Origin of the sequence: Limnobaculum xujianqingii (assembly GCF_013394855.1) — a bacterium.
GTDB classification, from domain to species: Bacteria; Pseudomonadota; Gammaproteobacteria; order Enterobacterales; family Enterobacteriaceae; genus Limnobaculum; species Limnobaculum xujianqingii.
Genome location: NZ_JABMLK010000002.1, coordinates 1,623,768 through 1,648,861 on the forward strand (window position 1 = coordinate 1,623,768; position 25,094 = coordinate 1,648,861).

General features: G+C 47.0%; 22 protein-coding genes and 1 other RNA gene. 8 read left to right on the forward strand and 15 right to left on the reverse strand.

What is annotated here, in order from left to right; all coding sequences use genetic code 11:
* Positions 1-217: 217 nt before the first annotated feature.
* From GOL65_RS21470 to iagB, 3 genes are all read left to right on the forward strand, one after another.
* Positions 218-2,953 (forward strand): glycosyl hydrolase family 18 protein, encoded by a 2,736-nt coding sequence (locus GOL65_RS21470; RefSeq protein ID WP_140920109.1) that lies wholly within the window; start codon positions 218-220, stop codon positions 2,951-2,953.
* A 103-nt stretch (positions 2,954-3,056) separates the two neighbouring features.
* Entirely contained in the window at positions 3,057-5,639 is a 2,583-nt protein-coding gene (locus tag GOL65_RS21475) for a PKD domain-containing protein (protein WP_140920108.1), read from the forward strand.
* Between the two features lie 75 nt (positions 5,640-5,714).
* Positions 5,715-6,149, forward strand: a complete 435-nt coding sequence (iagB, locus tag GOL65_RS21480) for a type III secretion system invasion protein IagB (protein WP_140920107.1) — start codon at positions 5,715-5,717, stop codon at positions 6,147-6,149.
* Between the two features lie 19 nt (positions 6,150-6,168).
* On the opposite strand, the gene GOL65_RS21485 is transcribed toward iagB, so the two are convergent.
* The 5 genes from GOL65_RS21485 to GOL65_RS21505 all read right to left on the reverse strand — a co-directional run bounded on the left by GOL65_RS21485 (position 6,169) and on the right by GOL65_RS21505 (position 10,461).
* Positions 6,169-6,822: a winged helix-turn-helix transcriptional regulator gene (locus GOL65_RS21485; protein ID WP_140920106.1), complete on the reverse strand. Its 654-nt coding sequence runs from the start codon at positions 6,820-6,822 to the stop codon at positions 6,169-6,171.
* 267 nt (positions 6,823-7,089) lie between these two features.
* Positions 7,090-7,668 carry a division/outer membrane stress-associated lipid-binding lipoprotein gene (dolP, locus tag GOL65_RS21490; RefSeq protein WP_179038526.1) on the reverse strand — a complete coding sequence of 193 codons (579 nt, stop codon included), beginning with the start codon at positions 7,666-7,668 and terminating at the stop codon, positions 7,090-7,092.
* 13 nt (positions 7,669-7,681) lie between these two features.
* Positions 7,682-8,272, reverse strand: coding sequence for a DnaA initiator-associating protein DiaA (gene diaA / locus GOL65_RS21495; RefSeq protein ID WP_140920104.1), 591 nt, complete (start codon positions 8,270-8,272; stop codon positions 7,682-7,684).
* Between the two features lie 45 nt (positions 8,273-8,317).
* Positions 8,318-8,719, reverse strand: coding sequence for a YraN family protein (locus GOL65_RS21500; protein WP_140920103.1), 402 nt, complete (start codon positions 8,717-8,719; stop codon positions 8,318-8,320).
* Entirely contained in the window at positions 8,677-10,461 is a 1,785-nt protein-coding gene (locus tag GOL65_RS21505) for a penicillin-binding protein activator (protein WP_140920102.1), read from the reverse strand. The genes GOL65_RS21500 and GOL65_RS21505 overlap by 43 nt, the downstream gene beginning before the upstream one ends.
* Before the next feature lie 63 nt (positions 10,462-10,524).
* Here GOL65_RS21505 and rsmI point away from each other — a divergent pair, with 63 nt between their 5' ends.
* Both rsmI and rnpB read left to right on the forward strand, forming a co-directional pair.
* The gene (rsmI, locus tag GOL65_RS21510; RefSeq protein ID WP_140920101.1) at positions 10,525-11,406 is read left to right on the forward strand and encodes a 16S rRNA (cytidine(1402)-2'-O)-methyltransferase; all 882 of its coding nucleotides are present in this window, start codon (positions 10,525-10,527) and stop codon (positions 11,404-11,406) included.
* Between the two features lie 86 nt (positions 11,407-11,492).
* An RNA gene (gene rnpB / locus GOL65_RS21515) (RNase P RNA component class A) lies at positions 11,493-11,869 on the forward strand.
* Positions 11,870-11,938: 69 nt separating this feature from the next.
* Here the strand turns inward: rnpB and GOL65_RS21520 are convergent.
* Both GOL65_RS21520 and GOL65_RS21525 read right to left on the reverse strand, forming a co-directional pair.
* A complete protein-coding gene (locus GOL65_RS21520; protein WP_140920100.1) occupies positions 11,939-12,346 on the reverse strand; it encodes a hypothetical protein in 408 nt (135 codons plus the stop codon).
* Between the two features lie 43 nt (positions 12,347-12,389).
* Entirely contained in the window at positions 12,390-13,862 is a 1,473-nt protein-coding gene (locus GOL65_RS21525; RefSeq protein WP_179038527.1) for a PstS family phosphate ABC transporter substrate-binding protein, read from the reverse strand.
* A gap of 399 nt (positions 13,863-14,261) precedes the next feature.
* On the opposite strand from GOL65_RS21525, the gene GOL65_RS21530 reads away from it, so the two are divergent.
* On the forward strand, positions 14,262-14,462 hold the full coding sequence (locus tag GOL65_RS21530) for a hypothetical protein (RefSeq protein ID WP_140920098.1): 201 nt from the start codon (positions 14,262-14,264) through the stop codon (positions 14,460-14,462).
* Between the two features lie 144 nt (positions 14,463-14,606).
* Positions 14,607-15,005, forward strand: a complete 399-nt coding sequence (yidD, locus tag GOL65_RS21535; RefSeq protein WP_179038528.1) for a membrane protein insertion efficiency factor YidD — start codon at positions 14,607-14,609, stop codon at positions 15,003-15,005.
* A 109-nt stretch (positions 15,006-15,114) separates the two neighbouring features.
* On the opposite strand, the gene torA is transcribed toward yidD, so the two are convergent.
* The 5 genes from torA to GOL65_RS21560 all read right to left on the reverse strand — a co-directional run bounded on the left by torA (position 15,115) and on the right by GOL65_RS21560 (position 20,859).
* Positions 15,115-17,595: a trimethylamine-N-oxide reductase TorA gene (torA, locus tag GOL65_RS21540; RefSeq protein WP_140920263.1), complete on the reverse strand. Its 2,481-nt coding sequence runs from the start codon at positions 17,593-17,595 to the stop codon at positions 15,115-15,117.
* A 51-nt stretch (positions 17,596-17,646) separates the two neighbouring features.
* The gene (locus GOL65_RS21545) at positions 17,647-18,807 is read right to left on the reverse strand and encodes a NapC/NirT family cytochrome c (RefSeq protein ID WP_140920096.1); all 1,161 of its coding nucleotides are present in this window, start codon (positions 18,805-18,807) and stop codon (positions 17,647-17,649) included.
* Between the two features lie 291 nt (positions 18,808-19,098).
* On the reverse strand, positions 19,099-19,383 hold the full coding sequence (locus GOL65_RS21550) for a heavy-metal-associated domain-containing protein (RefSeq protein WP_140920095.1): 285 nt from the start codon (positions 19,381-19,383) through the stop codon (positions 19,099-19,101).
* Positions 19,380-19,742, reverse strand: coding sequence for a mercuric transporter MerT family protein (locus GOL65_RS21555; RefSeq protein ID WP_218652065.1), 363 nt, complete (start codon positions 19,740-19,742; stop codon positions 19,380-19,382). Before GOL65_RS21555 ends, GOL65_RS21550 begins: the two co-directional genes overlap by 4 nt.
* Positions 19,714-20,859, reverse strand: a complete 1,146-nt coding sequence (locus tag GOL65_RS21560; protein ID WP_140920094.1) for a transglutaminase-like domain-containing protein — start codon at positions 20,857-20,859, stop codon at positions 19,714-19,716. The genes GOL65_RS21555 and GOL65_RS21560 overlap by 29 nt, the downstream gene beginning before the upstream one ends.
* Positions 20,860-21,098: 239 nt before the next feature.
* Between GOL65_RS21560 and GOL65_RS21565 the strand changes: the two genes are divergently transcribed.
* Complete coding sequence (locus GOL65_RS21565; protein ID WP_140920093.1) at positions 21,099-21,758, forward strand: DUF4136 domain-containing protein; 660 nt, start codon at positions 21,099-21,101, stop codon at positions 21,756-21,758.
* 71 nt (positions 21,759-21,829) lie between these two features.
* On the opposite strand, the gene GOL65_RS21570 is transcribed toward GOL65_RS21565, so the two are convergent.
* Genes GOL65_RS21570 through GOL65_RS21580 form a run of 3 tightly spaced genes read right to left on the reverse strand, consistent with a single transcriptional unit; the run spans position 21,830 to position 25,088 of the window.
* Complete coding sequence (locus GOL65_RS21570) at positions 21,830-22,984, reverse strand: ABC transporter permease (RefSeq protein ID WP_179038557.1); 1,155 nt, start codon at positions 22,982-22,984, stop codon at positions 21,830-21,832.
* Between the two features lie 2 nt (positions 22,985-22,986).
* Positions 22,987-24,135 carry an ABC transporter permease gene (locus GOL65_RS21575; protein ID WP_140920091.1) on the reverse strand — a complete coding sequence of 383 codons (1,149 nt, stop codon included), beginning with the start codon at positions 24,133-24,135 and terminating at the stop codon, positions 22,987-22,989.
* A complete protein-coding gene (locus GOL65_RS21580; RefSeq protein ID WP_140920090.1) occupies positions 24,117-25,088 on the reverse strand; it encodes an HlyD family secretion protein in 972 nt (323 codons plus the stop codon). Before GOL65_RS21580 ends, GOL65_RS21575 begins: the two co-directional genes overlap by 19 nt.
* Between the last annotated feature and the right edge of the window lie 6 nt (positions 25,089-25,094).

Here is a 25,094-nt window from a genome sequence, read left to right on the forward strand (position 1 = left end):
AATAGTTCTCGCATCTCATAAAGATAATGAGGGGAATATATCTGACTATTTATTATGAGAAAATCAATGTTGAATTAATTTTAGAGGAGTTAAATCAGGTTTTCTTAATTAATTAAAATGGCTTTTAAATGAGTTTCTTCGAGATTTAATGAGTGCTTTTGTGTTTTTATTTCAGCATAAGGCAAGGTATTTATCTTATTGATAAAGGTATTCATAAATGAAATTAATGAAGCCCAATATTCTGGCATTGATTATTGCCACCCTGGCGGTTCCTGCGTGGGCTGCTGTTCCGGGTAAACCGTCATTAGGTAGCGGTAATGACAAGTTTGCTATTGTTGAAGTCGATCAGAGTGCTGTTGCTTATAAGGATTTAGTGAAGGTCCATGATGGTGCTACCGTTACTGTAGAGTGGAATATCTGGAGTGGTGATACCGGAAAAACAGCCAAAGTGTTGTTTGATGGTAAACAAGTCTGGAGTGGCTCTGCCGGGAGTAGTACAGGGAAAGCCACTTTTACCGTGAAAAAAGGTGGGCGTTATCAGGAACAGGTTGAGGTCTGTAATGATAGCGGTTGTACCAAAAGTGACAGTAAGCTTGTGATTGTTGCCGATACTGACGGTAGCCACCTACTTCCATTAACGCCAACGCTGAAAGAGAATAATAAATCTTTCAGTAAACATACGGATAAAGTTGTTGGTACCTACTTTGTAGAGTGGGGTGTTTATGACCGCAACTTCCCGGTTGATAGAATACCGGCAGCCAATATAAACCATATTCTGTATGGCTTTATTCCGATTTGTGGTGGTAATGGCATCAACGATAGTCTGAAAACCATCGAAGGTGGTAACAGCTTTGCCGCATTAGAGCGTGCCTGTGCAGGTACACCGGACTATCAAGTTGCCGTTCATGATGCCTGGGCTGCGGTTCAGAAGCCACAAACGGGTGTTACCGCCTGGGATGACCCCTACAAAGGTAACTTCGGTCAACTGATGGCGCTGAAAAAAGCCTATCCGGACCTGAAAGTACTTCCTTCGATTGGTGGATGGACACTGTCCGATCCATTCTATCAACTGAATGATAAAACCAAACGTGACCGCTTTGTCGCATCAGTAAAAGATCTCCTGAAAACCTGGAAATTCTTTGATGGTGTGGATATCGACTGGGAATTCCCGGGCGGTGGCGGTGAAAATCCAAACCTAGGCAACCCGGAAGTTGATAAAGTCACCTATACCGCGCTAATGCGCGAGTTACGTGAAATGATGAATAGCTTAAGTGCTGAAACCGGCCGCACCTATGAGTTAACCTCAGCGATTGGTGTGGGTAGAGACAAAATTCAAGACGTAGATTATGCCTCTGCTCAGCAGTACATGGACCACATCTTTATGATGAGCTATGACTTCTATGGTGCATTTAGCTTAACTACGTTGGGGCACCAGACTGCACTGTATGCACCAGCATTCAGACCGGATACTGACTATACCGCCGATAACGGATTAAAAGCCTTGTTAGCTCAAGGGGCCGATCCGAAGAAACTGGTATTGGGTGTGGCAATGTACGGTCGTGGCTGGAGTGGGGTACATGGATATACCGCAGGAAATCCATTTAGTGGTACCGCAACAGGCGCAATAACCGGTACATGGGAAAGTGGTAATGTGGACTATCGTCAAATTGCCAGTAAGTACAAAAATGGTTCCGGCTGGACCTACTCATACGATACTGTGGCGGAAGCTCCTTACGTATTCAACTCTTCAACCGGTGAGTTAATCACTTATGATGATGCTCGCTCCGTAGCAGCAAAAGGTCAGTACGTTTTGGATAAAGGTCTGGGCGGTATGTTTGCCTGGGAGATTGATGCTGATAACGGCGATCTTCTGAATGCCATGAACGAAAGCCTATTGGGCACCAGCTCTGGCGGTGGCGGCGGTGGTGAAGTTACACCTCCGGCTCCGGTTAACCAGCCTCCGGTAGCAACGGCTGCTGATCAGAACGTAACGGGTCCGGTACAAGTTACCCTTGATGGTTCAGCCTCTATGGATCCTGAAGGTGGCAAGTTAACTTATCAATGGACTCGTGTTTCCGGGCCAACCGTAACATTAACCAATGCTGCAACTTCAAAAGCGAAGTTCAGTGCACCGGCGGTTACCACCGATCAAACCTATGTATTCCAGTTGAAAGTGACTGATGACAAAGGCCTGAGTAATGCGGTTGAAGTGAAAGTCGTTAACAAAGCGCCTAAGCCAAATCAGGCTCCAATAGTGAATCTGCTTGATAGCATCACCGTCGCGTCTGGTGAATCGGTCACGTTACATGCGCAAGCGGGTGACCCAGATGGTGATACCCTGACCTATCAGTGGACAGCTCCGGGAGAGTTATCAGCAGGGGCGACTAATACTGGTGATTTAACTATCACCGGGCCGGTTGTTACTTCAGAAACCAGCTATAACGTATCGGTAATGGTCAGCGATGGTAAAACCAGTACTCAAGCCAGTACTCGCGTTACCGTAACGCCTCCTCCTGTACCGGAACCAACGCCTGAACCAGAGCCAGAACCAACGCCAACACCGAACCCGGATGATGGTACCAGTGGTGGTGGCAGTGGCGGCGGAAGTGATGGTGGAGCAACCGGTAGCTGTAGTAACCCAGTTGACCCGGCCGCTGCCAGTAAACCAGCATGGTCAGCCTCTAAGGTTTACAACGGCGGTGAGATAGTTAGCTATAACAACCTGCAATGGAAAGCGAAGTACTGGACGCAAAACAACCAACCTGGCTTTGGTGCCGATCAGTGGGAGCTGGTCAGTAAAGTCAAATTGTCCTGGCGTGCAGATATTGTTTATAACGGTGGTGAAACCACTTCCTTTAATGGCTCCGAGTGGAAAGCCAAATGGTGGACCAAGGGCGACGAGCCTGGCAAAGGTGATGTTTGGGTTAAACAAGGCGCTTCTGATTGTAAATAATCGTTGAGTCATCAGGTGTGCGGTACCAAAAGTACTGCACACCATTTCCCGACAGGTCATTTTGCCAGTGGCTAAAGAATCATTCTTAATCGGAGCTTTTATTATGAAGATGAAGTTACTATCGAAAGCGTTCATGGTGCTGGGCTTTTGTAGCATGGCCTCATCGGCCATGGCGCTGGAAGCCTGGAGTGGACAAGAGGGAAGCGATACTTTCCAGGTAATATATTCTGGTAATGTTTACTCTAATGCCTGGTGGGTTGGGGCTGCTGATTGTCCTGCCAGCTCAATTCAAAATCCAGACAGTAATGCATGGCGTTTAGTGCGAACGGCTACTGCTCAGGAAATGACCCAGTACGGTAATCCAACGACTTGTGATGTTTCTAATGGTGCAGCGGCTACGGTATCCCCTGAGTTTGATGCAACGCAAGCTTATACTAAAGGTACCGTAGTCGGTATTGGCGGAGCTAACTACAAGGCAACGGCAGATATTGCTGCGAATACTTTTACGCCATCAAAACCAAATCCCTGGAAAGCTTATGCTGCTGCCCCTGGATGGGAAGCGGGTAAAATTTATGATACCGGCGAAATAGTTATTGTTAATGGTCAAGGTTATGAGGCCTGGTTCTATACCGTAGGGGATGACCCGGCCAACACCGCTAACCAAAGTCCTGATGGCGATAATGGTCGTCCGTGGAAGCCACTTGGTTCGCTCAAAAATTATACTGAGCAGGAGTTGTCTAAAGCTCCTGTGTTGAATCTACAAACTCTGTATCCGGCAGGGACATTAGTTAAATATCAAAATATTCCTTATGTTTCTCAGGCTCAGGTTCATTTGGTGAAACCGGATGATAAAACCCTGTGGGAAATTTTTATTGACTGGACCGGTACTAAAGAGCGTGTTGGTAAGCCAAATGCCACATGGCCAAAACATGTGTATGCCCCTTATGTTGACTTTACGTTGAACAGTATTCCGGATTTGGCTTCATTGTCAAAGAGCCAGAATATCACCCACTATACGTTGGCTTTTATTGTGGCTAAAGATAACAACACCTGTCTGCCAACCTGGGGTACAGCCTATAACATTAACGACTATACCCAATACAGAAAGATTAAAGAGTTACGTGAAGCAGGTGGTGATGTAATGGTATCTATCGGTGGAGCAAACAACACTCCGCTGGCAGCCGCTTGTAAGAACGTAGATGATTTGCAGAAGCAATACTACGATATCGTTGATAACCTGAATCTTAACGTTCTGGATTTTGATATCGAAGGTAACTGGGTTGCTGATAATGAGTCGATTCAACGACGTAATGAAGCAGTGAAAAAAGTACAGGATCGTTGGCGTCAGGAAGGTCGTAAAGTGGGTATCTGGTATACCTTACCAATTCTGCCAACCGGATTAACTCAGGAAGGGATCTATGTACTGAATGATGCTAAAGCTAAGGGCGTGGATCTGGCGGGTATTAACGTTATGACCATGGACTACGGTAACAGCATTTGCCAGTCAGCTGGTACTGAAGGACAAAATATCCACGGTAAATGTGCGACATCAGCAATTGATAACTTGTTTACTCAGGTAAAAGCTATTTGGCCTGAGAAAGATGATGCTACCGTGAATGGAATGTTAGGTACTACACCAATGATCGGCTATAACGACGTTCAGGGTGAAGTATTCTTTATGTCTGATGCCAGAATGGTTTTCCAACAGGCGAAAGATCGTAATATCGGCATGATCGGTATTTGGTCAATGTTCCGCGATCAACCGGGTACTGCTGGATATGTAGGGCCAGAGAATAGCGGGATGACCGAGCAGCAGGCACCAATATATGCCTACAGTAAAGTCTTTGCACCATTCACTACCACCAGTGGTGGGCAGCCGGTTCCTCCGGTTACCGGAAATGTACCTCCGGTTGCTAATGCGGGAGTTAGCCAGACCGTTGATGGAGCACAAGCCATCACTTTGGACGGTACGGGTTCTACCGATCAGGATGGTGATGCATTGACCTATCAATGGGAGCAAACCAGCGGCCCGGCAGTTACGTTAAATGGTGCCGATATGGCAACAGCCACCTTTAATGTTGAACAACCGGTACAGCATGCGACCTATAAGTTCCGTTTAACGGTTAAAGATCAGGAGCACAGCGCTTATGCGGAGACGACTGTTTCTGTTATTAATGCGGCACAGCCAATTGCACCAACGTTAGTCTTGTCACCAAGCTGGCAGGTACAAAGCGGCAGTCAGGTAGTCATTACTGCAACGGCTTCCGACCCTGATAGTACCAGTGCGCAGCTAAACTGGAACTGGACTATTCCAGGCGAACTGACTCAGGTTACCGGACAAGGTACCAATACGTTGACTATCACTGCACCATCAGTGACTGCGGCTAAGGGGTATCAACTGGCGGTACGGGTTGTGGATCAAAATAATCTGAGCGCAACGGCAAATACCACGTTACAGATTAATCCAAAAGCTGAACCTACACCTACACCTACACCATCGGGGGATTATCAATATGCCTATCCGAAAGATATCAGCAAATATAAAGCTGGAACCCGTGTATTAGGGAAAGATGGCGGCATTTATGAGTGTAAGCCATATCCTTACTCTGGCTGGTGTAGTCAGGCAGCATGGGCTTATGAACCGGGTAAAGGCGTTAACTGGAAAGACGCCTGGGATAAACGTTAACGATTGACTAAGACCAGTTATCGCCAGGGTTGGCGATAACTGGCAAATAGTAAGCCCTGTACCGGAGAGCCCATAATGAAAATCGCAGCTTTCTTTGCATTCATGGCAATCAGCACTACAAGCTATGCAACCTGCTGGGATGAAGCCGCGGGTTACTTCAATATCGATCCCCGGTTGTTAAATGCCATTGCACAAGTTGAGTCGGGTATGAAGGCCGATGCCTATAATTCCAATAACAATGGAAGTTATGATGTTGGCTTGATGCAAATTAACAGTTCTCATTTTTCGCGTCTGAAGAAACTGGGTGTTGATGAGCATGTGCTGGTGAACGATCCCTGTATTTCTGTATTGGTCGGTGCTTCCATTTTGTCAGAAATGATTGGTCAGTATGGTTACACCTGGGAAGCGGTAGGCGCTTACAATGCCGGAATGGGTGAAAAACGTCACGATCTAAGAATGAAATATGCTTATCGGGTGTGGCAACGTTACCAGAAGCTAAAAGAAAGGTAATGGATAAGTCCGATAGTGTTTAAAAACGTTCTGGCAGCTTGCCTACGTACTGTAATTTCCCATTTTCAATTTTGATATATCCGCCTTGTTTTAGGGCAGACAAGATATTCATAATACGGCTGCGGGAAAAGTTGGTGCGTTCCTGAATGTAGGTGTAGGCACTGGTATTTTGACGTATCTCTTCAGACTCTTGCATTAGTTTTAGCAGGTGCAGGCATATTGATTCGTAAATAGTTATTCCCGATAGATGAGCCTCTCTCTCCCCCAAACTTTGAATAAAGAAAGCCTGTAAATAAATTAAATGTATCAGTAAGTCCTGTTGTTGAATAATTTCCAGTGCCAGCGTTATGGGTATTAATCCTAATTTAGCGTCTGTTTCTGTACGTAAAAAAAACTCACTTTGACTAATGCCCAAAGAGCCGAGACCTATTATTGCCGGAGCGTAAGTATTGGTTACTACCAGGCCATCCTTATTCCGACATACTGTAGCGCTACCTTCCGTTAACAACATACACAGTGGTTCACTCTGATTAATCAGTTGGATATTTCGATACTGTTTATAGGATTTAAAGGTAGCGAGTGGCATTAAAACTTCCATTAACTTATTAATATGTTCAGTCGGTTTACCTTCAAATGTTTGAAGATCGGCCATTCTGCTATTATCCGAACTCATTTTATGCCCTGTTTGCTTATGCTTATGATTAATTTAAGCATAAGCAACAAATAGCAAATTTCACAGGAAACCGACCTGAAAAGTCACCATTTTTAGCCAGCATAGGAATTCTTTATTGTTGTGCGGAGTGATGATTGTTAAGTTTCAGCTTTTTATCAGTGAGTTAACGGCGGTGTATCATTGAAAAAAGCATCATAACGGATATTGATGTCCGTTATGATGCTTTTATAAGTATTGAATTAAATGATGCCAATACCAGGTTGGGAATTATTTAACGTATTGAAATACAGTAATAACCTGTTTTACGCCGCTGACTTCGCTGGCAACTTTCGCCGCTTCTTTACCCTGGGCTTCAGTCACCAGGCCTAACAGGAAGACCTCACCATTTTCAGTAACCACTTTCACATTGCTGGATTTTACTTTATCACTGGTCAGAAGCTGTGAGCGGATTTTAGTGGTGATCCAGCTATCGCTTGAAGCGGTACCAATTTCAACCGGTTTACCTTCACGAACTGCGTTATGAACTTCCTGGGCCCCGTCCACACCTACAGCAATATTTTTTGCGCGTTCAGCCAGCTCTGCTTTTGGGGTCTGGCCGGTTAACAAAACGCTACCGTGGTAGGCGGTAGTGACAATACGGGCTTCTTGTTTAATTTCTTGATCTTTCGCAATAGCGTTACTGACACGGGCTTCTAGTGTTACATCATCTACCTGTGTGCCGACTGTACGTGGATCGGTAGCGGTTTTAGTGGCTACTGCTGCGCTACCGGCAACCACAGCCACACAGCCGCTTAGCATGGTAGTACTCAGTAACATAGCCAACACAGTAAGGTTACGGATTTTCATTCAAAAAGCTCCTTCAGTCATCCTGGTGAGGGAATAGGGTGTAATCAATAAGATCGCAAAGACAATTGATAATTAGCATATGCATTTCTTGTATTCGGGCTGCCCGATGAGAGGGAATACGTATTTCAACATCCTGCAGGCCCAGTAAACCAGCCAGTTCACCGCCGTCAGAGCCCGTCAGAGCGATAATAGTCATATCCCGGGTTACTGCGGCTTCAACTGCTTTGATGATATCCCGGCTGTTACCACGGCTTGAAATCGCCACTAAAATATCACCGGCTTGTCCCAGCGCTCGTACCTGTTTAGCATAACCTTCATCTTTCATGCCACCATTATTAATAGCGGTAAGGGTGATGGTGTCTGCGCTCAGGGCCAAAGCAGGTAAGCTGGGACGTTCAGCCTCAAAACGATGGATTAGTGTGGCAGCAAAATGTTGAGCATTAGCGGCGGAAGCACCATTGCCACAGGTCAGCACTTTGTTTCCATTTAGTAACGACTGAACGATACTCATCGCCGCGCGGGATATGGAGTCTGGCAGGGCTTCTGCCGCTGCTATTTGTGTTTGGATGCTTTCGGTAAAACAGCCTTTAATTCTTTCTAACATAGTATGAGTTCTGCTTTTGTTTTGCTTGTTAGGCCGAAGAGGTCGCTAAGTGTCACCATCGGCATTGAACGCGTTCGGCAACCATTGTAACTGATTACCGGTAATGGCTAAAACATCGAACCGACAGTTTGTTGTTTCCAGACATAATTGATGTTGTGCTAACCAGCGGGAAGCAGCATAAAGCAAACGTTGCCGTTTATGCCAGGTAATAGAGTCGGTGGCGTGACCAAAGTGTGAATTCTGCCGATAACGTACTTCTACAAATACCAGAATATCACCGTCCTGCATAATCAAGTCCAGCTCACCACCGCGAAACTTAACGTTAGCAGTGACAAAGTGCAAACCTGAACGCTCAAGATGGCGACGCGCTATGGCTTCATAGCGCGTACCAACCTGATAGTGGGTTATTTTACCGGGACCAGCTGTCCCTGACGGTATTGTATCCATGGTAATTGACGGTGAACCACGCAGTTATTGTCTGCACTGAGTATGCCTGTGGAACCCGAAAGTTTGAAGTCAGGTAACTGACTAATTTCTGAGAAGTGGTTCGCAAGTTCCCAAGCATCTGCTCCCATACCGTAAAGGCGAGCCAGGGTATAGTCGCTACTATATTTACTTGCACCTTGGGAAATTGCCGGAGAAAGCCCAACCAGCATTGGAATTTCACTGAACTGAAGACCTTCCATCTCAAAGCGGAAATCCGGGCCGGCACTTGCCTGATAGCTACGAGAGCTGGCGTATAAACCGGCGGATTTAGAGGCTTTAGACATATCCAGCATTGGTTTAATCAACGCCAGTTCTGGTTGTGTTGCCACGATATAGATAGCATCCACCGGGCCACTGATCGTGCCGGTTACACCTGATGAAAGGGTAATTGGCTGACCTTCAGCACTCATACCGCGACCACCACTCAGAGCGTCTCTCAGACCTGTCTGGTTAGAGAAATATTGAACGCGAGCAGAATTACCACCAAACTGACTCCACTGATCGGCAAAGGCACGGGCTACGCGATCGCCGAGATTTCCACGTGGTGCGATAATCAATGGAGAAGTTTTACCCTGAGCATTGATATGGCGAGCGGCATCAGCGGCTTCATCTTCTGGTGACAGAGCGAAATAGCAAATATTTGGACGATCTGACAGCTTCTCTGGTTGATTCAGCGCCAGCATATTTAGCGTTGACGGTGACTGAGCCAGCTTTTCTACCTCAGTTTTGATTAATGGCCCAACGATAACTGATGCGCCGTCTTGTTCGGCTTGAGCCAGAAGCTCTTCTACAGGTTTACTGCCGGTATCGTAAACTTTGACCTGTGTACCAGCACCTGTAGTACTCAGTGATTTCGCCGTGTTAAAACCTTCCTGAATTGCCGGGCTGAACTTGCTGCCTGAGCCGGTCAGCGGTAGCAATAGCGCGATATTAGTAGCTGAAGTGTCAGCTTTTTGGAAACCTAATGCGCGAGCCAGTGGCGCAGGTAACATTTTAGATGCCGGGTGGCGACTGTAACGACTCTGCCAATCCTTAACCGCAGACTGAAGCATGCTGTTGTCTGCTTTATTGTTCTGGTAGGTTTGCAGCAATTCAAGCCACTCGCTGAGCGTATTTTCATTCGCATCAACATTCAGCGCGGTGAGCATTGGCATGGTAAACCGATTTAACAGGTTCCAGGTTTGATCGATAACCTTTTGTTTTTCACCTTCGGTGACCAGAGGCTCCAGATTAATATAGGCGCGTAATTGAGCTACCGGGTCACGGCCCTGATTTGCCTGTATTTCTACCCGATAGTAACGGGCTTTCTGTACGTCAGATAAGCCGTTGAGGTTAATGTTTTTTAGCCACTGGAACATACCTTTGCTATCCTGTTGCTTCGCAGCCAGCTCGGCACGTAACAGGAGTCGCTCTTGATCCTGAGCAACAGTCAGCATCTCGGGGAGTTCTTGTAGTATATTCAGCGCCTGTTTGGTGTCATTTTCCATAATCAGCGCGCGAATGGCTAACAGCTTCCAGTTTATCTGAGCATCGCCGTTGCTTTCGGCGGCGAGTTGCAAGTAGTGCGCTGATGGTTGAGTCAGTTCACCCTGAATACTGTTCTGTGAGTTATTTAAACTTTGGCATCCTACCAAAAACAGCGTAGCCAGTACTACTGGCAGAGCCTGGCTTGCCTTAGTACGAAGGTATGTAGTTAAACGCATGCTGTATCCAATTTATTTATAATCTTGAGATCGTTAATATTAAACGGCCACCCGGATGAAACCATGAGTCAACACAATCAAGTCGCTATTCTATCCTCGACCCTTTATGTGGTGCCCACTCCCATCGGTAACCTTGGCGATATTACTCAAAGAGCGCTGGACGTACTGGGTAGTGTCTCCCTTATTGCGGCAGAGGATACCCGACACACTGGTCTGCTATTACAGCATTTTGCCATTAATGCACAACTTTTTGCACTGCACGATCACAATGAGCAATCTAAGGCAGACATTTTAATCACAAAATTGAAAGATGGACACAGTATAGCGCTTGTTTCTGATGCTGGTACGCCATTAATTAACGATCCGGGCTACCATTTAGTACGTCGTTGTAGGGAAGAAAATATCCGGGTTATCCCGCTGCCCGGGGCTTGCGCGGCGATTACAGCCATGTCGGCGGCGGGCCTTCCTTCCGATCGTTTTTGTTATGAAGGTTTTTTACCGGCTAAAACTAAAGCGCGTTGTGATGTGTTGCGTGATTTGGAAAATGAACCCAGAACACTGATCTTCTACGAGTCGACACATCGCTTGCTGGATAGCCTGCAGGACATGATCACCGTTTGGGGGCCACAGCGCTATGTGGTATTAGCTCGGGAATTAACCAAAACCTGGGAAAATATTTATGGCGCACCGGTGGGTGAATTGCTGGCTTGGGTGAAAGAAGATGAAGTGCGCCGTAAAGGTGAGATGGTATTAATTGTTGAAGGTTATAAAGCAGAAAACGAAAGTGAGCTTTCTGCTGAATCACTGCGTACGCTGGCACTGTTGCAGAAAGAATTACCGTTGAAAAAGGCCGCGGCTTTGGCGGCTGAAATTCATGGTGTAAAGAAAAATGCGTTATATCGCTACGCGCTGGATCAACAGCAGGGCAAAGAGGAAGACGAGTAGTTTTTGCTAGTTACCAGCAGGAATTGATCAAACCGTGTTGGTTTGCGTTCTGGCTTATTGTGGCTATCACGGGTATACTCCGCGCCGGAGTCGGCCAGACAGTCGCCGTTTCACCGTAGTCCCTTTGGGGAGACGGGTGGAAGGGAGGAAAGTCCGGGCTCCATAGGGCAGGGTGCCAGGTAACGCCTGGGAGGCGCAAGCCTACGACCAGTGCAACAGAGAGCAAACCGCCGATGGCCCACGCAAGTGGGATCAGGTAAGGGTGAAAGGGTGCGGTAAGAGCGCACCGCGCGGCTGGCAACAGACCGTGGCACGGTAAACTCCACCCGGAGCAAGGCCAAATAGGGGTTCACATGGTACGGCCCGTACTGAACCCGGGTAGGCTGCTTGAGCCAGTGAGCGATTGCTGGCCTAGATGAATGACTGTCCACGACAGAACCCGGCTTAACGGCCGACTCCAATATCTTATATAAAGGCGCTTTATTTTAAATAAAGCGCCTTTTTCTTTTGCTTAATTAGGGATTATTCGAAATTACCAAAATCGATACCAGGGTTTTTGGTGAGGTTTCTTGAGAGGTAAAACACGATGTATCTCGTTGCTTTGAGCATCTGCCACAATGATATTGAGTGCAAGTGCCGTTTCAATGATAAAGGGGAGCACTTCCTCAACGCGTGAGAACGAAATAGCCAGCATCCCCATTTCATGACCGAAATTATTGATCATTGGCCCATCAGCCCACGGGCAATCATCGACTTCATCATCGCTACAGTCACATAAGCAGGAATAGCGAGCGGTTAATTTTTTATGCAGTTCCAGAAGAGCAGAGGATTTTTCTCTTTCATCATCATAATATTCCTCTCTGAGCTGGAAGATTTTCACCCAAGCCTGTTTGTCAGAATCGGGTAGCGGAACGCAGATCAGTTCGACGGTATAACTCATTTAAATAACCTCCATTGTCTTGAGTCGATAGCATGGCTCAGAATTAGTGAGTTGCTCCGATAAGTACATATCCAACATCTTCTATTAGCTTTTGCCCTTGTGAGCTGAGGAACCAGTCCATTAGTTTTTGAGTATTTGCCGTGGGTTGACGGGCAGTAACCATATAAACGCTAACGCTAAACGGATAACTGCCATTGCGAATATTTTCCGCCGTTGGCGCAATACCGTTAACCGATAATAGTTGTAGCCGATCGTTATGATTCATCTGGCTGGCGTAATAACGAAATGAATAACCGAGAGCATTGGTCGTGTTTTGATAATTCGCTACCCGACGAATAATGCCGCCCATCCCTTGTGCCATCTCCGACTCCAGCGGTTTGCGCATGACGGTATCTTGCATCACTTTGGCCAGCATGGTGGTTTGACTACCGGAACCCTCCGGTCGTTGGTAAGGGATAATATTGATATTTTGACCACCGACCGCCTGCCAGTTAGTTATCTGACCAGAATAGATAGCGCGTATTTGCTCAACGGATAAATTCTTCACGGGGTTATCTTTATGAGCGATAAATACGAAAGCCTCCCGCGCAAAAGGAATCATAGTTAGCGTCAGGCCATTTTCTGCGGCCAGTTTCTTTTGCTGTTCTGATGGCTGGGCAACAAAAATTAAGTCAGTTTCACCGGCAATCAGAGCTTTGTATGCTTCCGGAGTACGACGGCTGCTGATATAAGGGGCCACTGAACTCTCATCCAATCCTTTATACAGCGCCTGAACTGCTGATGCGTAAACCGGATAGGCGGCAGTAGCACCATCAATTCGCGGCCAGTCTTTGTCGATAGCTATTGTGGCTGGTAAAGAAAGAGGTGTAAGCCGATTATCTTTGGTTTTAAACGGTGCATAGTCCCACAGGCTAATGGTTTCGTTAATGGTAATTTCACGGTTTTCTGTGACTAAATGGGTTTCACGCTGATAGCCCTGAAAGGCGATAATAACCAGCAATACACCACATAAACTCAAAACAGGTAATCGGCCCCGGACGATTGTCGTCACTCTGCCCGATTTTTTTGCGCCAATGGCAAGACCTGAAGCAAAGCTGATATAGCAAACTACAGGCGTCAGAAACAGTATCCACAGGCTTCCGCTGAAAAAAGCAATAATGTTTGTTGCCATAAAGGGGATGAATAGAATCATCAAATCGCCAAATAGCAGATGAGTAAAATCGCCTTTGCTGATAGCCATGACAATAGCCCAGGTTAATAGACAGTATATTAACGGAGCTAATACGGGCAGATAACGAGGCAGAAAGCTGGTTGGTAAATTCTTTTTCCGCGCCCACCAAAATCCTGGCAGAAAAATAACCAGTGACGCGAGAGCAATAACAATCAGAAAATTCGGAATCAACATGCTGATTGCAATGCTCGCTGCCTGAATCAGAACTGGTAGCCCAATCAGGGTAAGTAATAAGGTTTCTATGATATAGCGTTTATTACTGACAGGTTTTTCCTGGTTGCTCATGAGGGACTTCCGTGTGGTGGTTTTGGGGATATTAACATTTAACCATATTGAATCACCTGGCGATGAAGTGCAAATTCCTCCCCATTCTCAAACTTCTGCGAACCATCCCCATAATCCAACATATTGAGCAGTAAGCATGTTGACCGGTTTGCGGTACAACTATACCGTGTGTTTGTTAACCGCTTTTTATGGGTTGGCTTAAAAAGCGAAACCCCGCAGTGCTAGGAACACATACGGGGTCTCTGACCACAACGTTATACAAGGTAACTATCATGGCTATTAAGAAGCATACCCAAACTCACTCTGAATTTATACCTCACCCTCGATCCAGTTTCAGATCCGGATCGGAAAAACGATCCTCTGTTTCAGTAGATTATGCAGAAGCAGGAGGGCGCTATCATGCTTAATCTGATCGATTCTGCCCCCAACGATCCTCTGGAACTGGCGGAACAGTGTCTGGCGCTTGCCAGCGCGGTGCTCAAGGTTAATGAAGCATCAGTAAAGGAATCTTTGCAGTTTATTTTGCATGAAAAGATGGAGGCATTATTCCGAATGCTTTATAGCGCGGAAGGGGAGATAAATCAGCAGATTGAACCCTGAGTAATCACGTTATGCAAATGGCCAGAGGTTATCTGGCCATCATTGATTATCAATCTATAGATTGATATTTTCTGTATCACATCTTTTTGTTTTATATTATGTTTCTCTTTATGGGAAATGATTTCAGGGAAGGGACAGGATTTCATGTTAGCCAGACAAATAGCGACAGGCATGATTAAATTTTACCAACAGCGAATTTCACCCCATAAGGGCTTCTGTTGTGCCTATCGTTATATGACCGGCAAAGATTCTTGTTCAGGCTATGCACTAAAAGTGGTGCAACGTTGTGGCGTATTGGCTTTATTCAGTGCCATGCCGCGCCAGTTTATGCGCTGTCGTCAGGCTAACCTGCAATACATTTCAGGCATGGGAAATTGCACCGAAGAGCAAAATAAGCCAAATAAACCGAAGAAGCAGAGTCAATGCGGCCAGGGCTGTGGTGGGGTTAGTGAATGCATGGAGTCAGTGGGAAACATTGGCAAGTGTGATTGTGGTGGAGATGTAAGTTTGAGAAGGATTTTAGCCGCATTATTCAGGCGTTAGTTAGCGATATATCATCTCAGAGAGTGGATATATCGCTCTGCGTTGAGATAAAAAAACACCGGGATTTCCCCGGTGTTTTTGCATACAAATTGAGTAAATCTGTATCCGACTATGCCCCCATCGGCACATCATGCGCGGTGTTTTTAAGAACCGGCCCGGTATATTTCTCAATTTCCAGTTGAGCCATTTGGCCGCAGTTACCCTGAGCCAGACTGGATGAGCCAATATCAAAGGTCAGGCAGTTAACGTTACCGTTTTTACATAAAGATTTATCTTCACCAGGATCGGCTGGATCGAACCAGGCACCTTCACTGATGCGTACTACGCCGATACGAATATCGTCGCTGACAATCGCACCCACCAGAATTTGCCCACGATCGTTAAATGCCCGAACCAGATCGCCATTTTTAATGCCGCGTTTCTCCGCATCCTGCGGGTTAATCAGAATAGCTTCCCGGTCGGCTACCGCATGCTTCTCACGCAGTGGGGTGTTATCCAACTGGGAATGCAGCCGGTTGGTGGCGTGAGCAGTATTGAGGGATAGCGGATACTTTTCTGCTATCTCGGCTTTATACCACTCGTGCGGAGGCATCCAGCTTGGGTGGCCTTTACAGTCGGCATAATTCATTTTGGCGATAGTATCGGAGAAGATCTCGATCTTACCGGATGGTGTACCCAGAGGATTCAACAGTGGGTTTTCCCGGAAATCGGCAAAACGCACCCATTGGGTATTGGCTTCCGGCACCGGGAAACGTACATAGTTATTGGATGCCCAAAACATATCAAACGGCGGCAAAGCCACTTTGGCATTACGGGCTTGCAGTTTCATGTCGTCATACATACCTTTCAGCCATTGGGTTTCGTCTTTCCCTTCGGTAAAGGCATCGTGTACTCCCAGACGATCGGCTAAACCGGCAAAAATATCGAAGTCATTACGTGATTCGAACTGTGGCGGTACGCATTGGTGCATTGGGAACACGTACAGTTGAGAGTAATCGCCTCCCATCTCCAGATCGTTACGCTCATAGCTGGTGGTTACCGGAAATACGATATCTGCATGTTTTGCGGTAGCCGTCCAGTAAGGTTCATTTACTACGACGGTTTCTGCATGGCTGTATGCCTTGCGCAGATTATTGGTGTCCTGATGCTGATGGAATGGGTTACCGCCGGAAACGTAGATCATTTTTACGTCCGGGTAGGTCACTTTATTACCATTAAAATCAACGGTTTTACCAGGACTGGTTAAGCACTCGGCAATACGCGCCACCGGAATAGGTGTTGGTGCGTTTTTCGGTGCATTACCCGCAGAGATACCCGCAACAATACCGCCTTTAGCCGTTGGGCTACCGCCGGAAGAGTAGTGATAACTAAAGCCAAAGCCGCCGCCCGGTAGGCCAATTTGCCCCAGCATGGAGGCTACGGTAACCAGCATCCAGTGTGGTTGTTCCCCATGATGCTGGCGCTGTATGCCCCAACCACCCATAATCATGGTGCGATTTTTAGCCATATCACGGGCCAGCTGACGTAAGGTATCCGCTTTAATACCGCAAATAGCTTCAGCCCATTCAGCCGTTTTTTCCTCACCATCGGTTTTGCCCATCAAGTACTGTTCAAACTTATCGAAGCCAACAGTATAAGTTTTAATAAAGTCCGGATTGTGTAATTTCTCTGTCAGGAGCGTATGGGCGATACCTAATAGCATGGCGCTGTCGGTATAAGGGTGAGGCGCAATCCACTCGGCGTTAACAAATTTAGCGCTGTCGTTATGCACTGGATCGATGCTGATAATGCGGGTGCCTTTCTTTTTCAGCGCTTCAAATCCGGTTTGACCGTAGTGATCCGGCACGTTCCAGCTGTTTTTCAGAGTCACCATTGGATTACAACCCCACATCACAACCAGCTGGGTGTTTTCAATGACATTTGGCCATGCGGTTTGCTGTTCATACACTTCCATTGAACCAACCACGTGGGTCATGATCACCTGTGCTGCGCCGGTTGAGTAGTCACCGGCATAGCCAAGAAAACCGCCGCTCAGGTTCATCAGGCGCTGTAGTAAGGTGCGGGAGTTGTGGAGCATGCCGACGCTTTTCCAGCCGTAAGAACCGGCATAGATTGACTGTGGACCGAACTCTTTTTGCAGGCGAGCGATTTGTCCACTGACTAAATCCAGCGCTTTGTCCCAGCTAACCCGTACCCATTCATCATTGCCACGCAGTTCAGGATGACTCCCCGGACCATGTTCCAGCCAGCTTTTACGCACCATTGGATATTTGATGCGGTTTTTGGCATGAACCTGATAAGGCGCCATAGTAACCAGTTCATTAGGATAAGGATCATCACTCACCGGTTGAACACCTACCATTTTGCCGTTTTCTACAATGGCTTCAAATGCGCCCCAATGGGCTGCGGTGAGAATACCTTTTTGTGCCTGACGCAGAGCCACAAACTGCGGTAATGCCTGACTGATGGCTTCTGCCAGCGCTGATTTCGGCCACAGGCCGCTCAGCAACGGTACTGCCGCCATAGCACTGGTACCCAGTAAAAAACGGCGGCGGCTTAGTTTCAGCGGCTGTTGTTCAAACACGGACAGCTCATCAATGCTGCGATCTTCAGAATCATATTTTTTCATTTCTGTTATTCCTTAAGATTTAGCAGGTTGAGCGCTTTGCATATCGCTGGCGTGTTTCTGAACGTATTGAGTCAACAGGCGTAGCTGCTCCTCGGTCAGAGAAGTTCTCGGTGCCATGCCTTTGACCACCCCAATCCACTGGTTAGCATTAAAGCGATCGAGAGCGGTTAAACCGTGGCAGCCGGTACAGTTAGTGGACATCATGGTAGAAGCGTACTGCCAGATTTTTTCCTGATCGTCGATCAGCTGGTTTTTCGCCACCCATACCTGAATGCCTGCCTGATGCCATACCAGACCGGTCTCCGGATCGGTTACAGTGCTTTGTGTTTTTAGTGTGGTGCGGGCTTCATCACCCAACAGTACGCTAAGGATGCGTTTACCCTCTGCGGCATACAGCACTTCGTTCACCCCGTCTTGCTGCCAGCCGGTGACGTTAACCAGCACGCGATCCCCATCGCGTTTGACCACAGTCACTTCGGTGGAAGGCATCAGGTTACCGGCATTATGCTGTTCACCCGGTTGTAAGTAGAAAGGTTGGGTACCAATGGTATAAAGCTTAGTGGCGCTTTCCGGTGTTTTAGCGGCAGCGTCAGACAGTTCGGATGCACCCGCGGCAGCAAGAGAACTCATATCCGGCAGGATATGGGCAACCCCTTTATGGCAACTGATACAGGTTTGTCCTTCTTTAATAGCGACCGGGTGCTGCATGCGGGCTTCCGGCGTTTGGGCAATGATATCCATGGCCTCAAAACTATGGCAGGAGCGGCAGGTGGCTGAGTTATTAGCTTCAAACTCTTTCCAGACCTTTTGGGCCATCTCCAGTTTATGGGCATTATATTTTTCTGGCGTATCGATCTTTCCGGTCATTTCACCGTAAACATCTTTTAAGGCTGCGACTTTGGTCAGAAGGTAATCGACCGGTTGATGAGGAACGTGACAGTCAGAACATTCAGCCCGAATACCTTTGGTATTCTGAAAGTGTACGCTGCCCTGATATTCTGCCAGTGGCTGCTGCATGGTATGACAGGATACGCAAAATGCGGTATCGCTGGTTTTATGCATCACGTACGCTGAGCCGCCCAATAAAACCGCACCCAGAATAATGCCTATGATTAATATCCATAGCACACTCCATTTGCGGCGCTTAGCCGATGGATCGTTTGTATTTTTCATTGCTCGCCTGCTTTTTTGATTATGTCTTAATAAAAGAGAAATTATCCGGGTCTCACCACCTCAGAAATTACGGAAAGGGAAACGAAATAGCTCTCCGATAAGCTAAAGTGTAGACCATAATTTTCGAAGGGAATTGGCGTGACAGCCCCATTGTGTGGGGGATGGAGAGAAAACAGGCAATTTCAATATTAAGCGGATAAAAAAACAGCAAAAACTTGAAAAAAACAGCGAGAATCGATGAGAAAATAAATAGCCGCCATGCCATTACGTATGGCGGCTATAAACGAGGAGTCAGGATTGCTTAACCACTTTATTAATACTGCCTTTGTAACCGGTCTTATCAACAGATTTCAGCAATTCATCAGTATTAAATCCTTCCGGTACAAGCACTTCAGCCTGCTGAGTTTTCAGTGAGGCTTTAGCCTTAATCACCCCATCAGTTTTACGCAGCGCCTGATTAACTGAAGAGACGCAAAGCGGGCAGGTCATGCCTTTTACATCAATGGTCACCTGAATATTTTCGGCCCAAATCAAAGGGGAAAACAAAAACAGGGCCAGAAACATTAAGCGTTTCATTCCAATACCTCCAGTAACCACGGTAAAACAAAGGGATAAAGCTGAAAGGCCAGTACGATGGGTACGGCAATCCAGTACATACATAACATCTGAAAACGGCTAATAGAGCCACTACAAAACGGCTTGCGGGAAAAATAGAGCCGCCAGAACCCCATAACGATTAGCACGGTTGAAACCGCAATCATCGGGAACTGTAACCAGCCCAACTTTTCAATACCCGATAGTCCGGCAGCGGAAACGCCAAACACCAGATAAATTAATGGCCCAATACAACACAGGCTTGAGGCCACCGCGGCAGCAATCGCCGCCGCCAGCGTGGCCAGAAAACCCTTAGCGTTGCTCTTTTGACTGGTAGTCATAAGCAAAGACTTTTGGCTCATAGTAGTTTAACGGGTCACCATCGACTTCCGCATACGGATAGCCAAAGTTATTAATCGGAGCTTGTTCTGCTTCCGGAGATAAATCGAAGTCGCGGCCATAGTTAAAGCCAACCCAGTTCATTTCCCAGTTGCCAAACAGGTAATCATTGACGGCCTGAACAGCAGGATCACTATGTTCTTTTTTCTCTGTCAGGCGCATTTTGGTAACGTCTGCCGGGTCGGCCGGTAACCAACCATAGCCCGCCAGATAGAACATTGCCCGGCAGTGCTGACCACCGCTGATTTTAGCTACGCCGCTTTCGTCAGCGCTGCCGAATGCCGTTTTGGAATATTTATCCAGTTTGATGGATTTGCCTAAACGAATACCAAACATTTCACGGGCAGGAATGCCTGCAGCACGAGCCAGAGCAACAAATACGGAGTTGATATCGGTACATTTACCACCTAACTTACCGCTTTCCAGAATAGTTGCCACATCACCAGTACCACAACCAATAACGCTGTTATCGCGGAACATATTGGCGCTAACCCACAGATAGATCAGATGGGCCTTTTTCAGTGGATCGGTTTCAGAACCGACAATTTTATCGGAAGTTTGCTTAACAATGCCGGTAGTTGGCATGTGTTTGGTAGATTTCAGATAGTGCCCGACATCCACCGGATAACGGATCTCTTTTGGTGCACGATAGGTTTTCAGATCGCCAGTTTTCATCGGTTCCCAGTCAAGGGTTTCGATATCCATCTCGACGGTCATTTCCATTTTACTTTTGGCATCAGGCCAGGTCGCAAACAGGGTTTTAGCTCCGTAGCTGTTGTCCGCAGTGATCCAGGCGTCTTTGTAGTTGCCTTTAAAGGTTATTTTACGCAACTGTTGAAAGTGGGTATCTTCCGGCACCGGGATCCAGACTTTTACTACGCCTTCAGACCCTTCCGGAGCAATCACGTTATAGGTCTGAGTCATAGTAAAACGACGGCGACCTTCACTGGCGCACTGTTCTGTTGAGGGCGTTGCGGTGGTAGTAGAGGCCATAACCGGAGTAATCAGTCCCGCAGTGGATAAGATAGCTGCACTTTTAAGAAAATTGCGTCTTTCCATTATTCGATAACCTTATATGTATGTGATGTAGTGCCTGAAAGAGAACATGTCGTCAGACCTGACGCGGTGTTGCATTATGAATTGTAGCAAATCAGTCTACAAGGTTTGTTCTGTAGCAAATTATGAGAAGGTCTGGTTAATATTTCATCGTCTATTGGTAAAGACAATGATTCATTTCCCCATTTTGTTGTCATAATTAACAAAGACGTTTTAGTCATCTATCTGTCGGGAGCCTGTCTATGAACTGGAAAATGGTCTTCACCCTGTTGTTGGTTGGCGTGCTTTCCGGCTGCGCCCATACGGAATATGTTCAGGTCAGTGCAATTAAGGCGAAAGATGTGACAACCCAGTACAAGAAATTTGCCATTGTCTCTGACCACTATCAGTCAGTTAATGACGATCTGAATTTTGCAGAATATGCCCGTCAGGTAGCGGTGGTACTCAATCAGCAAGGTTATATACAGGTGAAAAACCAGCAGGATGCTGAAGCGCTGATTTCCCTGAGCTATCGGGTTAGTGAACCACAGGTTCATACTGAGATTGTGAATACTCCTGTGTATCCACGAGTCGGACCGTTTTATGGTTCCCGTTTTGGTTATTACCCTTATCCAATGCTGGGATATCCGGCTTATGAACCCATGGTTTATCAATCCATTGTGTACAGAAAGCTAATCCGTTTACAGTCCATTGATGCGGGCATTTATCGTAAAGATAAAACGGTAAAACCACTGTGGGACGTATTAATTGTCAGTAATAACGATAACGGTGATTTACGCTATATGTTCCCGTATATGCTGGTGGCAGCGGAACCCTATATTGGTCAGGATTCCCAACATAGCGTAACCGTATCAGTGGATGAACAGGATCCGGCAGTGCTTAATTTGAAGGCGATTAAGTAGATTAAATATCATATGGAGAGTCCCCAAAACGCTGAATAGCCTATTTGGGGAACTCTTCGCACCGACTGGTATTACGGTTTTTTGTGCGAGCGGTGTCTCATGTGGGTAATAAAGCGTCGCAGGTGACCATCTCTTAGCGCACCCACCAGCCAGCCCAACGTGGCATAACTGGCACCCAGCACTAATAGCATCACTACGTCTCCCCCCACTTCGGTAATGGAAAGTCCCATCTGATTCACACTGGCTATGGCATTGGTTGCCCAGGTCGATGGCAGAAGATGGGTAATAAACCATACCCATTTGGGCATCAACTGCAATGGCCAGATAGTGCCGGAAATATAGAATACCGGCGTAGTGACCATGGCTAACGTCAGGTAAATCAGCTCAACGCTACGTAAGCATTCGGTAATCAGCTTGGCAAAACCTAAAGTCGCCAGAATAAACGGGAAGGTAAGCAACAGGATCTCGGGTATGCTGGCGGTCTGTCGATACCCCAACAGCATTGGCCAGACCACAAACAGAATCACCGATAAAAATAGCCAGATAGGGATTAACGCCGACAGGCAGCCCAAATAGACCGGCAGCGGTGGTTTTCCCTGCGGCAGGGTATGCAACACAATACTGGTGCGTGTACCGGCAATCAACAGCGTGTGCTGTAACAGCATCACCATCAGGCCGGGGAAGGTAATAGCCGCAAAACTGATACCGGGGTTAAATAAATCGATACTCTGGGCGTTGATCGGCGAGAGAATGCGCTGAATCTGAACCGGGGTAAACCCATTGTTCATCAGGATCTCACTGTTATAAGAGAGGGTCATGGCGCGATAGGCGCTGATGACATCCTGCTCTATCTGGCCGTTAGCCAGCCGGTTGGTGGCATCGCCATAAGCAGGAATAGTAACGTTCTCTCCATGCAGGATGCGTTTTTCCATATTGTGCGGCAGCACCACCACGGCAAATAGCTTACGGGCGGCTAAATCTTGTTGTGCCTCTTCTGTGTTGCTGTAACTTCGCACTGCAATTTTAGAGCTGGCATCCAGACTGCGGGTAACCATGCGGCTGGCGGAACTGTGGTCCAGATCGACCACCGCTACCGGTAGATCCCAAACCGAATGGTTAACATAGACCAGGCTCATAACGCACAGTGAAAACAGCAACAGCATCCACATAGGTTTTTCCAGCATGCGGTTCATGATCATCATAAAGCCGCGGAAATAGGCTTTTATCATTATCGAATGTCCCCGCCCTGTAGGCGCTTAGGTAAGCGTTTTCTTACCAAAAAAGCAGTAATAAGTGGATAAACCAGTAACAGTACACAAACATACACCAGTGATGATGCCGGAACTCCACGTAAGAATACGTCAAACAGGGCATACAGAGCATGGGTCAGTGGTTCAATATTGGCAATGATTTGGGCTATGAGCGGCATCGACAGTTCAGGTACTGCGGTACCTGAGTAGGTCATGGCGATACCCACCAGTAAACCAATTAACGTATAGGCAGTAATAATATCTTTGGTGAAGGTAAACAGCAGCAGGCCAATACTTTGCGCCGCCATAATATAGAAAAATCCAATAGCCAGCATAAACAGCGGATTACCATTAATTTGGGCACCGGAATAGGTGACCAGAGCGGCAAGCTCAACCATCAGTAACAGGGTGTAGATAATGGTGTAAGGGGCCAGCTTGCCTATTAACGCCAGACTGAAAGGACGGGCATTTAGCAGGACTTTACGTCGACTTAAAACATAGATAGTACAGGTGACCACAAACAGCTGGAGAATATGAATAGTTGCTGCAAATAGCTGATAGTAAATAAAATTACCGCTGGCGTTAAACAGGCTTTCATAAGAAAGGCTGACCTGTGCCAGCGGTGGTAACGGGCGGCCAATTCCTGCCGCAATAATTTGTGAATAGGTTTGATTCAGCTCCGCTGTCAGGCCGGGAAAGTCCTGAGTAGAGTAAAGACCCGCACCATAATACAGGCCATTATAGTAAAGCGCCGGAGTTGGTTGACGGGCGGCTAATACGTCCGCTTCAAAATTATGGGGAATGTACAACAAAGCGTAAATCTTAGCTGAACGCAGAGCCACCAGCGCTTGTTGCAGGTCGTTATACTGGGTTATTTGGGCATGGGAACCTGCATCCAGATCGCGAATGATTCGTCTGGACAGAGTACTGTGGTCGTTATCTACCGCAGCAACCGGTAACTCCAGCATGGTTCCGGCGGAGAAGTTGGCGCTGATAACCGTAAACAGTAGCAGAGGAAAGATCCACGTTAACCAGTGGAGCACAATGCTACGGGAACCGGCTTTGGCTTCTACGTTAAATGAGCGGTTAAAGCAGCGCCAGCCAGCCTTTAATCTTCCCATTTCCATAATGCGCTCATCCCCGGACGCAGCCCTTCAATCGGTTTAACCGGATAGAGCCGCACTTCGAAAGTTTTTAAATCAAAATCGCCGGTCGCGCGGGTGGCCCGTTTGGTCGCGAAATCGCCCATTGGTGAAATAAAACGTACTTCTGCTTCAATCTGTTGATTTTTTAACGCAGGTACCTGCAACATGATTTTGTCGCCCTTACGCACGTGAGCCAAAATATCTTCGCGCAGGTTATAGACGAAATAAGCATCCGGCAGGCGAATGATGGTTAACAGAGGGCTGGCAGCGTTGAGTAATTCCCCTTGTTCTGCGGGAATAGTACCAATTTCGCCGTCTACCGGTGCTTTAACCTGCAGGTCATCCTGTTGAACTTTTATCTGCGTCAGGTTCTCTTCTGCCTGATGAAGCGCAGCCACAAAGGCATCTTTCTGTTCGCTGCGATCGCCATGTTGCGCTTCATCTAACAGCGCACGGGCTGCATTGACTTGATGAAACGCGGTATCTCTGGCTTTGAGTGAAGCGTCCAGCATGGTGGCAGAGACATAGCCCTTAGGTGCCATGCTCTGATTACGGCGATAATCTTTTTCTGCATTTTGATAAACAGCTTCGGCCTGCGCTAACGATGCTTTCAGGTTACGGATACTCTCTTCCCGGGTACCGTGCATTGACTCTTCCAGACGAGCTTTCGCCTGATCTCTGGCGGCCTCCAGCGATTTAACCTGAGCATCCAGTTCCGGACTATCCAGTTTCATTAATAATTGGCCGGCTTTAACGTCGTCGCCGCGTTCAAAATAACGCTCGATCACACGGCCTTTAGCTTTAGAGGTGACTAATACCTCCGGAGCATCTACTTCGCCCTGCAGTAAAATATATTGGTTATGTGCGCGGAATAATATTGCCAACGCAATAACAACAATTATAAACATCAGGGTAATAATCGATTGTTTCTTCATATCAAA

Excerpts from the sequence above, each read along its gene's own strand:
- GOL65_RS21470 (WP_140920109.1), top strand. The coding sequence starts at position 218 with ATGAAATTAATGAAGCCCAATATTCTGGCATTGATTATTGCCACCCTG.
- GOL65_RS21475 (WP_140920108.1), top strand. The coding sequence starts at position 3,057 with ATGAAGATGAAGTTACTATCGAAAGCGTTCATGGTGCTGGGCTTTTGT.
- iagB (WP_140920107.1), top strand. The coding sequence starts at position 5,715 with ATGAAAATCGCAGCTTTCTTTGCATTCATGGCAATCAGCACTACAAGC.
- GOL65_RS21485 (WP_140920106.1), bottom strand. The coding sequence starts at position 6,822 with ATGAGTTCGGATAATAGCAGAATGGCCGATCTTCAAACATTTGAAGGT.
- dolP (WP_179038526.1), bottom strand. The coding sequence starts at position 7,668 with ATGAAAATCCGTAACCTTACTGTGTTGGCTATGTTACTGAGTACTACC.
- diaA (WP_140920104.1), bottom strand. The coding sequence starts at position 8,272 with ATGTTAGAAAGAATTAAAGGCTGTTTTACCGAAAGCATCCAAACACAA.
- GOL65_RS21500 (WP_140920103.1), bottom strand. The coding sequence starts at position 8,719 with ATGGATACAATACCGTCAGGGACAGCTGGTCCCGGTAAAATAACCCAC.
- GOL65_RS21505 (WP_140920102.1), bottom strand. The coding sequence starts at position 10,461 with ATGCGTTTAACTACATACCTTCGTACTAAGGCAAGCCAGGCTCTGCCA.
- rsmI (WP_140920101.1), top strand. The coding sequence starts at position 10,525 with ATGAGTCAACACAATCAAGTCGCTATTCTATCCTCGACCCTTTATGTG.
- GOL65_RS21520 (WP_140920100.1), bottom strand. The coding sequence starts at position 12,346 with ATGAGTTATACCGTCGAACTGATCTGCGTTCCGCTACCCGATTCTGAC.
- GOL65_RS21525 (WP_179038527.1), bottom strand. The coding sequence starts at position 13,862 with ATGAGCAACCAGGAAAAACCTGTCAGTAATAAACGCTATATCATAGAA.
- GOL65_RS21530 (WP_140920098.1), top strand. The coding sequence starts at position 14,262 with ATGCTTAATCTGATCGATTCTGCCCCCAACGATCCTCTGGAACTGGCG.
- yidD (WP_179038528.1), top strand. The coding sequence starts at position 14,607 with ATGTTAGCCAGACAAATAGCGACAGGCATGATTAAATTTTACCAACAG.
- GOL65_RS21545 (WP_140920096.1), bottom strand. The coding sequence starts at position 18,807 with ATGAAAAATACAAACGATCCATCGGCTAAGCGCCGCAAATGGAGTGTG.
- GOL65_RS21550 (WP_140920095.1), bottom strand. The coding sequence starts at position 19,383 with ATGAAACGCTTAATGTTTCTGGCCCTGTTTTTGTTTTCCCCTTTGATT.
- GOL65_RS21555 (WP_218652065.1), bottom strand. The coding sequence starts at position 19,742 with ATGACTACCAGTCAAAAGAGCAACGCTAAGGGTTTTCTGGCCACGCTG.
- GOL65_RS21560 (WP_140920094.1), bottom strand. The coding sequence starts at position 20,859 with ATGGAAAGACGCAATTTTCTTAAAAGTGCAGCTATCTTATCCACTGCG.
- GOL65_RS21565 (WP_140920093.1), top strand. The coding sequence starts at position 21,099 with ATGAACTGGAAAATGGTCTTCACCCTGTTGTTGGTTGGCGTGCTTTCC.
- GOL65_RS21575 (WP_140920091.1), bottom strand. The coding sequence starts at position 24,135 with ATGGAAATGGGAAGATTAAAGGCTGGCTGGCGCTGCTTTAACCGCTCA.
- GOL65_RS21580 (WP_140920090.1), bottom strand. The coding sequence starts at position 25,088 with ATGAAGAAACAATCGATTATTACCCTGATGTTTATAATTGTTGTTATT.